The sequence below is a fragment of the Larkinella sp. C7 genome (assembly GCF_006149005.1).
GTDB lineage: Bacteria > Bacteroidota > Bacteroidia > Cytophagales > Spirosomataceae > Larkinella.
The window spans coordinates 17,321-32,903 of record NZ_VBSL01000030.1; the positions used below are offsets into that span (position 1 = coordinate 17,321).

General features: G+C 51.9%; 15 protein-coding genes and 1 tRNA gene. 8 read left to right on the plus strand and 8 right to left on the minus strand.

Annotation, left to right across the window (positions count from 1 at the left end):
- Positions 1-11: 11 nt before the first annotated feature.
- A complete protein-coding gene (locus tag FH871_RS30885; RefSeq protein ID WP_138995182.1) occupies positions 12-614 on the plus strand; it encodes a hypothetical protein in 603 nt (200 codons plus the stop codon).
- 60 nt (positions 615-674) lie between these two features.
- Here the strand turns inward: FH871_RS30885 and FH871_RS30890 are convergent.
- The 3 genes from FH871_RS30890 to ubiE all read right to left on the minus strand — a co-directional run bounded on the left by FH871_RS30890 (position 675) and on the right by ubiE (position 2,336).
- Positions 675-749 (minus strand) — tRNA-Val (locus FH871_RS30890).
- 175 nt (positions 750-924) lie between these two features.
- Positions 925-1,665, minus strand: coding sequence for a porin family protein (locus FH871_RS30895; RefSeq protein WP_138995183.1), 741 nt, complete (start codon positions 1,663-1,665; stop codon positions 925-927).
- Entirely contained in the window at positions 1,611-2,336 is a 726-nt protein-coding gene (ubiE, locus tag FH871_RS30900) for a bifunctional demethylmenaquinone methyltransferase/2-methoxy-6-polyprenyl-1,4-benzoquinol methylase UbiE (RefSeq protein ID WP_114408177.1), read from the minus strand. The genes FH871_RS30895 and ubiE overlap by 55 nt, the downstream gene beginning before the upstream one ends.
- A gap of 321 nt (positions 2,337-2,657) precedes the next feature.
- Here ubiE and FH871_RS30905 point away from each other — a divergent pair, with 321 nt between their 5' ends.
- The 4 genes from FH871_RS30905 (at position 2,658) to FH871_RS30920 (ending at position 6,595) form a co-directional block, all read left to right on the plus strand.
- Positions 2,658-3,956, plus strand: coding sequence for a Gfo/Idh/MocA family protein (locus FH871_RS30905; protein WP_138995184.1), 1,299 nt, complete (start codon positions 2,658-2,660; stop codon positions 3,954-3,956).
- A 65-nt stretch (positions 3,957-4,021) separates the two neighbouring features.
- Complete coding sequence (locus tag FH871_RS30910; RefSeq protein ID WP_138995185.1) at positions 4,022-5,125, plus strand: hypothetical protein; 1,104 nt, start codon at positions 4,022-4,024, stop codon at positions 5,123-5,125.
- Between the two features lie 31 nt (positions 5,126-5,156).
- On the plus strand, positions 5,157-6,140 hold the full coding sequence (locus FH871_RS30915; RefSeq protein ID WP_138995186.1) for a nucleoside hydrolase: 984 nt from the start codon (positions 5,157-5,159) through the stop codon (positions 6,138-6,140).
- Positions 6,141-6,268: 128 nt separating this feature from the next.
- Complete coding sequence (locus FH871_RS30920; RefSeq protein WP_138995187.1) at positions 6,269-6,595, plus strand: hypothetical protein; 327 nt, start codon at positions 6,269-6,271, stop codon at positions 6,593-6,595.
- Between the two features lie 81 nt (positions 6,596-6,676).
- Here FH871_RS30920 and FH871_RS30925 read toward each other — a convergent pair whose 3' ends face one another.
- From FH871_RS30925 to mutY, 5 genes are all read right to left on the minus strand, one after another.
- The gene (locus tag FH871_RS30925; protein ID WP_138995188.1) at positions 6,677-8,233 is read right to left on the minus strand and encodes a M20/M25/M40 family metallo-hydrolase; all 1,557 of its coding nucleotides are present in this window, start codon (positions 8,231-8,233) and stop codon (positions 6,677-6,679) included.
- Positions 8,234-8,526: 293 nt separating this feature from the next.
- On the minus strand, positions 8,527-9,879 hold the full coding sequence (locus tag FH871_RS30930) for a PrsW family glutamic-type intramembrane protease (RefSeq protein WP_138995189.1): 1,353 nt from the start codon (positions 9,877-9,879) through the stop codon (positions 8,527-8,529).
- Between the two features lie 27 nt (positions 9,880-9,906).
- On the minus strand, positions 9,907-11,235 hold the full coding sequence (gene gldE / locus FH871_RS30935) for a gliding motility-associated protein GldE (RefSeq protein WP_138995190.1): 1,329 nt from the start codon (positions 11,233-11,235) through the stop codon (positions 9,907-9,909).
- 32 nt (positions 11,236-11,267) lie between these two features.
- Positions 11,268-11,810: a single-stranded DNA-binding protein gene (locus FH871_RS30940; RefSeq protein WP_138995191.1), complete on the minus strand. Its 543-nt coding sequence runs from the start codon at positions 11,808-11,810 to the stop codon at positions 11,268-11,270.
- A gap of 51 nt (positions 11,811-11,861) precedes the next feature.
- Complete coding sequence (mutY, locus tag FH871_RS30945) at positions 11,862-12,950, minus strand: A/G-specific adenine glycosylase (protein ID WP_138995192.1); 1,089 nt, start codon at positions 12,948-12,950, stop codon at positions 11,862-11,864.
- Positions 12,951-13,092: 142 nt separating this feature from the next.
- On the opposite strand from mutY, the gene FH871_RS30950 reads away from it, so the two are divergent.
- The 3 genes from FH871_RS30950 to FH871_RS30960 all read left to right on the plus strand — a co-directional run.
- Entirely contained in the window at positions 13,093-13,398 is a 306-nt protein-coding gene (locus FH871_RS30950; protein WP_114408168.1) for an HU family DNA-binding protein, read from the plus strand.
- An 80-nt stretch (positions 13,399-13,478) separates the two neighbouring features.
- Positions 13,479-14,321, plus strand: a complete 843-nt coding sequence (locus FH871_RS30955) for a lipopolysaccharide assembly protein LapB (protein ID WP_138995193.1) — start codon at positions 13,479-13,481, stop codon at positions 14,319-14,321.
- A gap of 408 nt (positions 14,322-14,729) precedes the next feature.
- Positions 14,730-15,583, plus strand: an 854-nt coding sequence (locus tag FH871_RS30960) for a ribonuclease E/G (RefSeq protein ID WP_171063017.1), incomplete at its 3' end; no start/stop codon positions are given.

Below are 15,583 nucleotides of genomic sequence, written 5' to 3' on the forward strand. Positions count from 1 at the left end.
AAGTTCGGGGAATGCCTTACACGCTAAAATACGCTGAGCAAACGGATGTTGATTTGCTCCCTTTTGGGGGTATGGAGTTAACGAATCACGTTCTGCTCAATCGGGGAGAGGGTGTAGCCCGACTGGCGGTAACCGGCTTTTCAGAAGTGAACGAACATGGCACGCAGCTAATCAGGCTGGATGATCAGTTTACGTTTCGGGTGTGCAGTCTGCCCGGCATGGTAGTGCTTAAACTGATTGCTTACGATGATCGGCCGGAACACCGGATAAAAGACCTGACGGACATTTTTATACTTAAAAACTACCTGGAGATTATTGAAGAAGATCTCTGCGATCAACACGCTGACCTGCTGGAAACGTCCGTTTCGCTGGAGCAAACAGCCGCCCGGATTCTGGGCCGACACATGCAGCCTTTGCTGATGCCATCGTTCCTTTTACAGGAACGCATCATTATGATAATCGACAGCGCAATTGCTGATGGACCAGAAGGGGCCGTTGTGCGAAATCTACACGCGGCACAGTACCAACGTTTTCCTTTGGACCATGTATGTTATCTGCTTCAGAACCTTAGACAAGGGCTGGACGACGAGCAAGAGTCCGACGAAATCAAATGACCAAGTGTTAGCAAAACAAAAAAGCACTTACAAATAAATGCAAGTGCTTGATTTTCAGTGTGGGAGTTGACGGGTTCGAACCGCCGACCCTCTGCTTGTAAGGCAGATGCTCTGAACCAGCTGAGCTAAACTCCCTTTTTTGTGTTTCCCCGGCGACTCATTCGCGTCGTTTGGGAGTGCAAATATAGTGGCTTTAAAAGGCATTCTGCAAGCATTCCACTAAAAAAAATCAACTTATTTTACAACCAATTCATCGTCAGGACTTTTGAATCCACATTCGGGACGTTGGTTGACACACTCGGCACCCGGTTTATTCGAAGGTCAGATACAGCGTGACCGTGTGGGTGCGCAGTTTCTGAATGCCGATGTTGGCCGCATTGCCCTGCACCGGTTCGAAGAGGTTGACCAGCCCGTGTGAAAACCGGATTTCGGGGGCAAATTTGAAGAATTCGAAAAACTGCTCAAAACCAATCCCGTATTCAACCGTCAGATCCCGGTTTTTGGTCAGCAACCGGCTCGAACCGGCCATCTCGCGCCGACGCACGTTGGTTTCGATTCCGAGCGAACCTCCGCCCACCACGTACATCCGCGAGTTCATCCGCCGTTTGGACTTGTATTTCAGCAAAACCGGAAACTCCAGCCAGGTCGATTCGCGCACTTCTTTTTTGCCGGTTCCACCCGGATACTTGTATTCGACCGAGCGGGAATAGAGCGACACCGCAGGCGTCACCCGCACATCGAAATGTTCGCTCAGGATGGTATTCATGACAAAACCGACCCGAAAACCGACTTTGCTGGGGGAATAAAGTTGGTGAGCCGAATCAGCACTGACGTAGGCGTCGCTGTATTTGATGTTGAAACGGGTGACGGGAGCCGCAAACAGAAAACCGTACCGGATGGTCTTGTCGTCGTACCCTTCCAAATGAATCCGGCGGTATTTCATCGATGACTGGGCCTGAAGATTCGGACTCAGCATCGCCAACAGCAAACCGAGGGCTATACTTTTTTTCCGGTGTAAATAGAACAAATGCCAAATGTGAGTGGTATCCATCGTGTTTGCGTAAAGCCTGCCTGTTCAAGAACCCGGATAAAATCGGGGCCGTCCGGAAACGCCTGCATCGACTCGGGCAGGTACGTATAAGCCGAAGCGTCTTTCGACACCAGCCGGCCAATCAACGGCAGGAAACGATTCGTGTAAAAACTAAAAAATTGCTTGAACGGAAATTTGCGCGGCTTCGAAAACTCCAGCACCAGGCAGGTGCCGCCCGACCGCGTTACGCGGTGCATGTCGGTTAGCCCTTTGAGTAGATTTTCAAAATTGCGTACACCAAACGAAACGATGACGGCGTCGAAAACATTGTCTGCGAACGGTAATCTTTCCGAATCGCCGGAGCGGAGTTCGATTTTATCCTCGTGCCCGAGTTTGCGGATTTTCTCCCGGCCAAATGACAGCATGCCTTCCGAAATATCGACTCCGATGATCTTGTCGGGGTTGAGTTTCAGGGCTTCAATCGCAAAATCACCCGTGCCGGTAGCAATGTCGAGAAGCATTTTGGGTTTCTCGGGTTGCAGGAGCCGGATCGCCTTCTTCCGCCACACAATGTCGATACCGGCACTGAGGAGGTGATTGAGTAAATCGTATTTCGGCGAAATCGAGTCGAACATCTCCTCGACCTGCTCGCGCTTGCTGGTATTTTTGTCTTTATACGGAACGACGGCCATAACAATTACTGGAATGGTTTGAATGGTTACAAATTGTTGAATGGCTAAGGAGGGTTTTCATGGTTAGATGGTTGAATGGCTTAGGAGGGTTGTCATGGTTGGCTGGTCAAACAGGGTTGGGTGACTTTAGCCATGCAGTCGTAAATGTCATTCTGAGCCATCCAACCCTTTATAACCATCTAACCCTTCAACCCTTTATAACCCTTTAACCCTCTAACGATGAAAACCATATTTCACAAAGGTACGTGCCCTTGGTTAGAAAGTTTGTGATTACCTCACAGATTGCGTAGTTTTCGAGGACTATTTCTTCCCTGCATTGTTATGAATCGTTCTGAATTTTTGAAAACATCGGCCCTTGCCAGTGCTGCGGTGGTCACTCGTCCGTTGATCACACTGGCGCAACAATCGACCTACCGCACGGCCCTGGTGGGTGCTGGCTGGTGGGGCAACAACATCCTGCGCTGTGCCATGCAGTCCGGGCAGTCGAAACTGGTGGCGCTGTGTGATGTGGACCAGCGGCAATTGACAAAAACCGCCGAAGAATTTTCCAAACTGACCAGCGACAAACCCAAAATCTACCGGGATTTTCGGGAAATGCTGTCCCGCGAAAAACCCGAGATCGTGATTGTGGCCACGCCCGATCACTGGCACCCGCTCATTGCCATCGAAGCCATGAAACAGGGCGCTCACGTGTATGTGGAAAAACCGGTTGGCCATACGATCAATGAAGGCCGGGCCATGGTGAAAACTGCCCGACAAACCGGCAAAGTCTGCCAGGTGGGAACGCACCGGCGGGTTTCTCCGCACAATGTTTCCGGGATGGAGTTCCTGAAATCGGGGAAAGCCGGTAAAATTGGCATGGCGCGTGCCTTCGTGCATTACGCCGGTGGGGCGGGGCAGAAAGTTGCCGACGAGGAAGCCCCCAAAGAACTGGACTGGAATTTCTGGTGCGGTCCGGCGCCGTTGCGGGCCTACAACCGCACGATGCACCCACGCGGCTTCCGCAATTACCTGGATTACGCCAACGGGACGCTGGGCGACTGGGGCATTCACTGGATGGACCAGATTTTGTGGTGGACGGAAGAGAAATACCCGAAAAAAGTCTTTTCGACCGGTGGGCGGGCCATTAAACAGGATAATACCGACGCTCCCGACCACCAGGTGACCAGTTTTGAGTTCGAAGATTTTACGGCGGTTTGGGAACACCGGACCTTTGCCGGGAACAATGCCGAGAAAACGCACCCGCAACAGGCCGTAGGCGTCTATTTTTATGGAACCGAAGGTACTTTTCACATGGGCTGGATGGATGGCTGGACGTTCTACCCGGCGGATTCGAAAAAACCGGTGATTCACCAGGATGCGCAACTGAACAAACCGGACGACCAGAACATTGCCCAGCTCTGGGACGATTTTCTGAAAGCCATCAAGACGAAGAGTCTGCCGACCTGCGACATCGAAATTGGCCACCGTTCTACCAACATGGCCCTGCTGGGGATGCTGTCGTATAAACTGGGTCGTAGTGTGGAATGGGATGGGGAAAAAGAGGTGATCAAAGGCGATGTCGAAGCCAATAAACTGCTGAGCCGCGAATACCGGGGCGAGTGGAAATATCCGGTGTAAGTCCTTGGGTATGCAAACAGCTTACCCCTTAATCCGGTTATAGTAGAAGTAAGCTGTTAATTTTCATGTCCGACTCAACCGATTCCTCTGGCGATTTCGACCAGGCCACCGCTGGCCGGACAACACTTCGTTATCTGGCCCGTGCCATGCATACCGAACATCCCTCCGATGAGCCTTTTGTGCTCAACAACGCGGAGCGCCACGCCCTCTACCGGATCAAAGGTGCCACGATGCTGGTATCATCGGCTCTGGTGGTGTTCGGTATCTGGGTCTTTTACCTGCCTCACACACTCTGGGCGAGTTGGTTTGCAAAAACCCATACCGCCCTGGGCGACTGGCCTCTGATCAGCGTTCTGTTTGCGGTTTTGGTACTTTACCTGGTTCTGCATGCGTTGCTGCTGGTCTACACCGGGGCGGTTCGTCTCATTGAAATGACGTGTCAGTTTCCGCGTTTTCATGATCTGTCGTTTACCCGTCACATCAATCAACTGGCCGAGAACAGTCCTCCGCGGGGCCTGTTTCGGCTCCGCATGAGCCCGCGACCCCTGCTGCCGTGGACGCTGTCCGGGTATTTGATAACGGTTTTGTTACTGGCTTTTGCCTGCAACGGTCTGGTTCAATGGGTTCTCCGGTTAAGCAGTGAGCGGGCCGTTGCGCCCATCGTGACCGTTTCAACCAGCACCCTGGTCGCGGCCATCTGGATTAGCTGGGCCACCTACCGGATTCTGCAACAGGCTCAACTCCGGGTGATGGCCCCGTTGACCATCCGGCAGTTTACCAACGAACTCGTCGAGGAGTTTGGCCGTGAACCGGCCTTTCGGCAACTGCTCCCCGGCTTGTTACAGTTCGCAGCGGTTTCTGCCCGACCCGACAATTACGCCCATCTGTTGCTCCGTGAAGCCGTTATGTCCCGGTTTTCCATCGATGCCGACCAGGTAAATGTTTCTAAAACCGAACCACTTCCCGAGCAACTGGCGACTTGCCCCGATGCCGTCCGTCACGGATTGGAACGGCTTTTTATTTTCACCATTCTCATCGACGGCCATCTGTCGTCGCTGGAGCGAAACCGGCTACGGCAGTTGCAAAAGGCGGGTATTCTGACGACGTCCGAAGCCGAACTGGAGTCCCTTCGCAAAAACTTCGTGCGCGGGGAGGGGTTGTGGGTGTAATTTCGGAAATTGGCCCGTAAACCCTGTTTCCATGAAACCCTTCCTAACCCTTTGCGTTCTGGCATTGGCCACCCTTTCTTTCGCCCAAAACCGCCCCAAACCACCCGTTTCCATCATTCTGGATACCGACATCGGCCCCGACTACGACGACGTGGGTGCGATGGCGGTTTTGCACGCCCTGGCCGATCGGGGAGAAGCCCGCCCGCTGGCGGTTATTGCGTCCAATAAACATGACCTGGTGGTGCCCGTCATCGACGTCTTGAATACCTACTTCGGTCGGCCAAACCTGCCAACGGGCGTCACCAAAGGGCCGGGCGTAGTGGATGGCGCGTGGCAGAAATGGCCCGAGATGCTCGTGGCAACTTATCCGCACACCATTCGTTCGAGTGACGACGCGCCCGACGCCGTGGCGACGTATCGACAACTTCTCGCCAAACAGCCCAACGGTAGCGTGACCATCGTGACTGTCGGTTTTCTGACCAACATGGCCAATTTGCTGGATTCCAAACCGGATCGGTTTTCGAAACTGGGTGGAAAAGAACTGGTGAAGCAGAAAGTAAAGGAGCTGGTGTCGATGGCCGGCACGTTTCCGAAAGGCCGGGAATTCAATGTTTACAAAGATTCGGTGGCGTCTGAAAAAGCCTTTGCCAACTGGCCCACGCCGGTTATTTTCAGTGGATTCGAGATCGGAAAAGAGATCAAAACCGGTCCGCGTCTGGTAGCCAATCCGTCTCTAAAAAGTCCGGTGAAGGATGTTTTTGCACTCTGTATGCCGAAAGCCAAGCAGGACAACGACGGGCGCATGAGCTGGGATCAGACGGCGGTTTTGGTGGCCGTTCGGGGTGTCGAACCGTATTATGGATTGAAACGAGGGCGGTTTTTGATCCGTGGCGGCACCAATTCCTGGCAGGACGACCCGAATGGGCCGCATTACTATTTGACCGAAAAAATGCCGGTGGCCCGGGTAACCGAAGAAATTGAAACGCTGATGATGCACCAGCCGGGAAAGAAGTAATTCAATCGACAGTAGACAGGAGAGAAAAGAAAAAATGGATGGTAAGGAGTTGGATTTTTTTGCGATTCAGGTCTGGAAAAATAGCATGATGTTTGCTACATTTGATGTACCCAACCGTATGACCAGACATGTTCAGACAACTTTTTACCCACCTTGCTGGCCGGGTTCAGCTTCAAATAACCCGGTTTGGAATCAAAGAATGGATTTTACTGATCTATTTCTTTGTTCAACCCCTCATTTGGCAACAATGCATCGACGGTTTTGACTATGCCTGGCATTTGCTTCAGATCGCCAGTTTGTTTGCCACGGCCGACATCGCCGAACACCTCATCGGGATCTTTCAAGGTCAGGTGGAAAGTCGGCAGTTGCTGACGCGCATCAAAGAGTGGGGGTTGATCATTTCGGCCGCAGCCTTCCTGATTCTGCTGGTAGAAAGCGTCGTAATCGGGTTGTGATATTGCCCCCAACCCCCGCCAGGGGGCTTTCAGCAAGTTTACAGTAGCTCCCTGAAGGGGGCTGGGGACAAATTGTAAATATCAACGGCCCGTATCGCCCAGAGCGGGCTTCTTCAACGGTATTTTCTGGTCACGCATGGCCGCATTGTACACAAACGACGCAACAATCGTAGAGGCCTGTTTCAGATCATCGGCAATCAGGTGGTCGTAGGTATCCATATTCGTGTGGTGCGTTCGGGTGCTGTATTCGATGCCATCCTGGATGAAGCCAAAACCGGCCAGTCCTGCGCGGTCGAACGACACGTGGTCGGTTCCTCCGCTGCTTTTGGGCGCAATGGTTGCGGCTCCCAAATCGTGGAAAGGCTCCAGCCATTTGGCAAAAATCGGACCCGCAGCGGTGTTGTTTTGCAGGTAAATTCCCCGGATCTTACCGGTTCCGTTGTCGACGTTGAAATAAGCGGCCAGTTGCTCGCCTTCTTTGGTGAGTTTGTTCGTAGCCGGATCAACAAAGTGTTTCGTGACGTAATTCTTGGAACCGTGTAAGCCTTGCTCTTCACCACTCCAGAGCGCAATCCGAATGGTGCGACGCGGTTTCAGGCCCAGTGTTTTCAGAATCCGGACGGCTTCCATCATCACCGAACAACCGGCGGCATTGTCGGTCGCGCCCGTGGCGGCATGCCACGAATCGAGGTGGGCGCCGAGCATCACCACTTCATCTTTCAGCTTGGGGTCGGACCCCGGTATTTCGGCAATCACGTTGTAGCCCTTGGTGTCGGTCGTATAGAACTTGGTTTTGACATCCAGTTCTAGTTTGATCGGCACGCCCGCTTTTGCCATCCGGCTCAGCGACAGATAATCTTCTACCGAAATCGTCAGGTCGGCCAACTCGTCGTGGGCAATGCCGGTGGCCGCATTGGCAAAATCGCCACTGACAAACAACGTGCCGTCTTTGCTGAGCTGGCTGGTGTTCAGAATGGCCAGCGCACCGCCCTGTTTCGCCAGTTTGCGCATTTTCTGGTTGAACGCATTGCGGGTTCGCATGGCCGCAATCAGGCTGCGGTAGGACGAATCGCGGGCGACCGATTCGTCTTTTGCCATTTTTTCCAGATCATTTTCGGTAAACCGTTTGGCATCAGCGTTAAAGGAAGGGCTGATGGCAAACGGCTGGTGGAGCAGAATGACTTTATTTTTGAGCTTGTTGCGGTAGCCTTCCAGCGCCGTCGTGTCCGACTCGTCGATGTACAGTACTTCGGCCTGCTGCATTTTTTCCGTCCCCCCGCTCCAGGCTCTCGGCACGGCGATGATGGTTTTGTAGTAGGGGGCCGTCATGGCGATGTAGCTGCGCTCGATCTCCCAGCCTTTGCCCCATTCGCCCCAGGATTCGAGTTTGGCGTTTTGCAGCCCCCATTCTGCCAGTTTGTTTTTCGACCAGTTCGCGGCTTTCATAAAACCGGGGCCCTGCAAGCGCGGACCGTTGACGTCCGTCAGGTAAAAGGCGGTTTCCATGACTTTAGAGCGCATTAGCCCCTCTTCCCGAATTTTTTTTACCACCGCTAAATCCGGTTTATCATCCTGCTGGGCAAAGGATGCGAGAGAAAAACTGGTCAGGAAGCTCAGTAGTAACAGTCGCCTTTTCATGCGTAAAAACGTTTAGGTTGTGTTACTAAAGTACAAATTTGGAAAACGAATATCTACTTTAATCCGCTGGTTGTTTGTTAATTACAATCGGATCTGTGAATAGGTATAGGTTTGTGAAAATAGAAGACAACTGAATCGGATGAGCCATTCAGCCAATCATTTTGTAGGGTGGGGTTTAACGCGGTGAAAGAGATAAAATATAACAAATTCTGGAGGGATGAATCATTTTGTAGCCCCTGGTTCCTGAAATCAAATTCGCGGTAGGCTAATAAAAACCGCATTCCGTAGAAATGTCAATACGTGATTAATCCGCTGTTGCCTTCTTTCTGCGCTTTTTTGATCTGCTTCAACCCTTCCTGAATCAGGCTCAGCACAATGACCCAACCCAGCACTCCCAAAAGGATGTGTTTGAACTGAATACCAAAAATGGACGGCAGCAGCGGCAGATCGAAACCGGCGTTCCAGAGCATGTGCATGACAACTACGAGGAGAAATAACCGGATGAACGACTTTTCCTGCAACAATTCCCACCGGAACTTATCAAAACGTTTGAGCCGCCAGATGGCAGCCGCCGTAATGGCCGTCCAGATGATGTGGCCGAATGGAGCCAGAATGCCCCGCACGACAATGTTGCCGAGTGCGACATCGACGGAACCGTATTCCAGCAGCGCCACAAAGGCGTATCCCGCTGATTCAAAAGCGGCAAAACCGGTTCCAACGGCCGCGCCAAACAGCAGGCCGTTCAAAATCCAGGGGTATTTTCGTTTGTTCCGCATCAGGGCCAAAACCGTCAGCAATTTCCCGGTCTCCTCCACAATCCCGGCACTCGATGCGCCCAGCCAACTGGACAGAAAGCTGACATTGCTGAAAAACAGCAGGGAGATCAGAATGGACAGAATGCCGCCCATGAACAGCAGCTTCACCGTCTGGTAAAGCGAAACGTTCTGGGGAGCGTTCATCTCCCAGAAAAAAATCAGGCACGCAAATGGAACGGCAAAAGCGCCGATGAAAAGCAATCCGGGAATGACAATGATGTTGCTGAACTGCGCGGCACCGATGTATAATCCCCAGAAAATGAGGAGGGAAGCACTGGCCATTCGGGCAAAAAGCCAGGGCTGCGGCCAGTTTGCCGCGATTTTTGAAAGGGGGGGCGTGGTTTCCCGGGTTCCAACGGTGAAGGCGTTCTCGATGTCGTCGTCTGTCCGTTTTTCGCCGATTCGGGAGAAAATGGCTTTCAGGCTGAAATCCTTGTCGAGCTGGTCGATCCCGGCGAAATTGGAAAACCGCTGGAAAGGTTCAGCAAACTGGTTTTCGGATGTGGTCGACGGCGTTGGCTTCGACAACCGCCAGAGCGACGTTCCCAGTTGCAGCGCGTCGATTCCCAACGCCATTTCACCTGCCATAGCCGGTACGCCATTGAGTCGAATGTATTGGTTATCAACGGTATGAAATTGGATTCGGACACCGTCGAATAAAAGACTCAGGTGTTGTTCGGCGACATACGGATCATTGAGCCGGTAGCTGCTTTGGATTCCGGTGCCCAGCAGCAAACGGACATGGGGCGTCAGGACGATGGTTTTGCCGGCATCGGGGCCGGCGAAACACTGGAAAATGAACAGATCGGGCGGTAAAGGGGGTTGGTTCATAGCCAGAACGAGCGATTGCCTTGCTGATTAACTGAGTGTTTCCTGTCTGACAATTTCAACGTGTTGGATTCGCTTATCATCGGCCGAAAGAACTTTAAACGTAAATTCGCCGTAGCTAACCTCCTGTCCCGTCTGGGGAACGCGGGTGAACAATTCGAGCAACAAACCGCCCAGTGACTCGCTTTCGCCTTTGACCTCGTCAAAATAGGTAATATCAACCTGTAGAACCCGGCAAATGTCCGTCAACAGGATTTTGCCTTCCACCCGAATCGTCCGGTCATCGACGCGCTGGAACGGAATGGGCTCTTCTTCGTCAAACTCATCGTTGATGTCGCCAAAAATCTCTTCGATGATGTCTTCCAGCGTAATAAGGCCGCGGGTACCGCCGTATTCATCCACCACAATCGCCATGTGTACCCGGCGTTTCTGAAAATCCTGGAGCAGGTCGTCAATTTTTTTGGTTTCCGGAATAAAGAAAACCGGGCGGATCAGCGTCTGCCAGCGGAAGGAATCGTCGCTATCCAGGTGCGGCAATAAATCCTTGAGATACAGAATGCCCTCAATTTCGTCCAGTGATTCTTTATAGACCGGCACCCGCGAATAGCCCGACTGGTTGATCTGAGCCATCAATTCCGTAAAGGTCAGATCTTCGCGGAAAGCTGTAATGTCGACCCGGGCCCGCATGGCCTGCTTGGCCGTCAGGTTGCTGAAATTGACAATGCCTTTGATCAGTTCGCGCTCCTCATGGGTTGATTCACGGCTGGTTAGCTCAACGGCCTGGTTGAGTTCCACCATCGAAACCTTGTAGCCCCGTCGCCGGATTCGCTGATCGATCACACTCGTCAAACTGACCAGCAACACTGATAAAGGCCGGAAGAGGGTCGAGGCCAGGGCTACCAGCGGTGCCGTCCGGCGGGCCACCGACAGGCTGTTCTGGCTGGCGTACACCTTCGGAATGATCTCGCCGAACAACACAATCGTCAGGGTCAACACGGCCGTCAAACTGGCCAGCACCCAGCCGGAGGTCGGGTCGAGCTGGGTGAGTTTCCAGACGAGGTAGGTGACGATCACGACAATCGCCAGGTTTAATAAGTTGTTGAAAATGAGAAGAGAAGCCAGGAGCCGCCGGGGCCGGTCGAGCAGATTCATGATCCGGCGTTCGGCGACGTCATCGCTGCTGCGGCAAATGGCGCGGTCGTCGGACGAAAGGGAAAAAAAGGCGGCTTCAGAAGCGGAAACAATGGCGGCAAGGGCCAGTAACACAATCAGAATGGCGGCATAAGGGCCGTAAAAACTAAGATAGGTGCCCCAGGCATCGGCCAGGAGCACCTTACTCGAGAGTGGATCGCTATCCATGAAGTTGCGTATAGGTGAACAAAAACACGGGCTTAGAACGGTAAATCGTCGTCACCTGCGTTATTCATATCGTCGGGAACAGGCTCCGGTTTTCGGGCTGCCGGAGCGGGCCGCGGGGCCGGTTGAGCCGCCTGTGGCTGGGGGGCCGGTTGCCGGGCGGGTGCTGGTTGGGGAGCTGCCTGTGGCCGGGACGCCGGAGCCGATTCGGCGTAGGACTCGCCACCGCCTTCAGCGCCATCCTGACGGGGACCGCCCAGGAATTGAAACGTCGTGGCCCGAACCGTCAGCGAGAAACGTTCCTTGCCTTCGCGGTCGGTATAGGTTTCAGTTTTCAGACGGCCTTCCACATAAATCTGGTTGCCTTTGCGGACGTATTTTTCAACGGTTTTAGCCTGGTCATTCCAAACTTCGACCCGAAACCATTCAGTTTGGTCGACTTGCTCTCCGGTGCGGGTGGTGTAGCGTTCGTTTGTGGCAACGCTAAATTTGGCAACCACTGACCCTCCATCCAGGTAGCGGACTTCAGGATCGTTACCAACATTGCCAATCAGAATCACTTTGTTCATGCTTGCCATAAAACGGTAAATAAAATGGTGAATGGATGCTAATTTACTAAGTAAAAGTAGCTAAAAACGAAGACTTTTCAAATAATCCACGACTAAAATTGGCTTTGGTAAACGTTCTGTTTCAGACGGTTTACAAAAAGTTAACCCGTCTGGCAACTCCACTTTTCGACCCTCCGGCACCTCCACCAGCCAGAACCGGGCCCGGATCTTTTGGTGGGTTAAAACATGCGTTCGTTCGTCGGATAATCCTTTCAGAATGCCTTCCTGCAATACCCAGTTCAGCACACTTCCTTCCGGTAATTCCCGAAACGCTTCCATCGGCTCTTCGGTTTCAATCAGGCAAAAATCGTACAGATGCTGCCAGATGTCTTTCTGGATTCGCTCTTTCAACGCAATGCGGTCGCCCTGACGGATCACAATGTAGTTAAAAAACCGTTCGCGGACGGCGGTTTTCTTACTTTTGACTGGTAACATTCGTTGCCGGCCCGTCAGATAGGCGCGACATTGCTGCTGCAAGGGGCACAAAAGGCAGTCGGGCGAAACCGGCGTACATTGAATCGCGCCGAATTCCATAATCGCCTGGTTGTAGGTCGCCGGACTGTCAGACTGCTGAATCAGCCGGTTCGCCAGGGTCGAGAAGGTCTTTTTGGCGGTTGTCGTCGTAATGTCTTCTTCGATGCCGAACACCCGGGCCAGCACCCGGTATACGTTTCCGTCGACGACGGCCACTTTTTCATCGAACGCAAACGAGGCAATGGCGGCCGCCGTGTAGGTGCCGATTCCGGGCAGTTTCAGGAGTTCTGCATACGATTCCGGAAACCGGCCGGCGCATTCGCCGGCGATGTATTTCGCGGTTTTGTGCATATTTCGGGCCCGGGAATAATACCCCAGCCCCTGCCAGAGCCGCAGCAACTCACGCTCGTCGGCGTCGGCCAGCGACTGAACCGTGGGGTAAGCAGCCACGAAGCGGTCGTAGTAGGGCCGGCCCTGAATTACGCGCGTTTGTTGCAGAATAACCTCTGATAACCAGATGAAATAGGGGTTGCGGGTGTGACGCCACGGCAAATCCCGTTTGTGATGCGCATACCACCCCGTCAGGGTAGCGGCAAAATCGATTCTTGTGTCGTCGGAGTCTGAAAACCAATCCAAAACAATTCGTAACTTGGTGTTGTTGAGAAGAAAAAACAAGGTAGAGTGTTTTTTCTCTAACAGGAAAAATCTACCTTTGTGCTCCCAATTTGGAGAGGCTTTTTTTTCAACAACTGATTGAACCTTAAAGTTTAGTACGAACGTGACGAAAGCAGACGTAATCGCAGAAATTGCCGAGAAGACAGGAATCGACAAGGCAGATGTTCAACACACCATTGAAACATTCTTTACCGTGATCAAGAATAATCTGGCGAAGAATGAGAACATCTACGTGAGAGGGTTCGGTAGTTTTATCAACAAAAAGAGAGCCCGTAAAGTGGCCCGGAACATCTCCAAAAACACGGCGATGGTCATTGATGAGCATTTTATCCCGAGCTTCAAACCGGCCAAAGTGTTTGTTGAGCAAGTTAAAACCCAGGTTAAACGGAACGAAAACGTTTCTGTTTAATCACTCAGACCAATGAGATGAAATAGTAGACAAGAGAAAAGAATCTCGTCTCTCTTGTCCGCTATTTCATGTCTGTTATCATGAACAAATCTATTTTTCTAGTCATCGGTGTTGGTATCCTATTGACGGCGGGCTTATACAGCCTGCCCAATGTAGTGGTTCGTAACGAAGACCGGAAATTGACCAACGAAAAGACGACGGATCCGGAAACGGCCGTGCGGGATACGGCGGTGCTGCGTACGGATCGTTCTGATCTGCACACGGCCAGTCTGACGCCCGAACAGCAAAAGGAACTGAACCGGTTGAGCCGCCGTTTTGAATCGGCGGAGGAGAAACAAAAACCGGTTGTGGGGAATGAACTGATTCAGGCCTATCGGAAAGTGAGTCGCTATGACAGTGCTGCCCGAATTGCCGAACAACTGGTGACGCTGGCTCCAACGGAAGCCAACATTCTCCGAACCGGCGATTTGTATTATGAAGCCTACGGGTTTGCCGTCGACAATCAGAAACTGGCGAACCTGGGGAAAAAGACCCGGGAGTTTTATCAGAAAGCACTCGACAGCAACCCTAATCTGCTGGCTGCCAAGGCAAATATGGCGATGACGTATGTTTCGACCGAAACGCCGATGCAGGGGATTATGCTGCTGCGGGATGTCCTGAAGGAAGACCCAACGAATGAACTGGCCTTGTTTAACATGGGTCTGCTGTCGATGCGCTCCGGCCAGTATAACCGGGCGGTAGAGCGGTTTCAGGCCATTTTGGTCAGTCATCCCGACAATACCAAGGCGCAGTTCTACCTGGCCATCAGCCTGGGTGAAATGGGCCGTAAAGAAGAGGCTCGAAAATTGCTGGCCAAAGTGAAAGAGCGGGAGAAAGACCCGACGATTCAGGCGGCCGTGAAAGAGCTGGAAAAGAATTTGTAAAATTGAATGGATTAGAGGGTTAAATGGCTAAAAAGGTTTGAATGGTTAAAAAGTGCTTATGATGGTTAAAAATTTAGCCATCAGAACCATCCAACCGTGTAAACCACATAACCATTTTTAACCATCCCGCCATTCAACCATTTTTAACCATAAAAAAATAATTACCATTATGCCTTGCGGAAAGAAGAGAAAACGTCACAAAATTGCTACCCACAAGCGGAAGAAGCGCCTGAGAAAGAATCGCCATAAGAAAAAATAGGTAGATCGCTTTCGGGCGAATTTTACCATACGGGCCGGCCAATCGGAGGACTTATTCGCTTGTGCAACAGGATTTTAACCTGGATGCCGACGAACCGATTGCCCGGCCTTTTTATATATTTTCGGGCCTCTTAACCGCATATTCATCTTGTGAGTAACGAATTAGTCATTAGTTCGACTCAGAAAGGTGATCGGATAGCACTTTTGCAAGACAAAAGACTGCTGGAATATCACGTTGAAGAGTCGGACAGCAGCTTTACCGTCGGCGATATTTACTTAGGAACAGTTAAAAAATTAGTGACGGGCCTCAATGCGGCATTTGTCGACATTGGCTATGAAAAAGATGCATTCCTGCATTATTTGGACTTAGGCTCCAACATTAACTCGCTTAACAAATTCACGAAAGACGTTATCGCCAAACGGGCCAATACCGGCCGGCTGAACAATTTCAAGCTGGAACCCGAGATCGACAAGCTCGGGAAAATTGATAAGGTATTGAGTAAGAATGCACCCATTCTGGTGCAGGTTGTCAAAGAACCCATCTCGACCAAAGGGCCGCGTTTATCCTGTGATATCTCCATTGCAGGGCGGTATCTGGTATTGGTGCCCTTTGCCAGTACGGTCAATATGTCCAAAAAAATTACGGATAAAGCCGAACGTACGCGCCTGATGCGCCTGATGTCGTCGATAAAACCGCAAAATTTTGGGGTAATCGTCCGGACCGTGGCGCAGGGTAAAGACGTTGAAGAACTGGATCGCGATCTGACCAATTCCCTCGAAAAGTGGGAAAAAGGGATTGCCCTCCTGCGCGACGCCAAACCCCGCGACCGGATTATTGGCGAGATGAACCGGGCTTCGTCCATCCTCCGCGACATGCTGAACGAATCGTTCGACAGCATTACCGTCGATACCAAGGAGATGTACGATGAAATTAAAACGTACATACACACCATTGCCCCTGAAAAAGAGAAAATCGTCAAGTTCTATACGAACAACAAGATGAA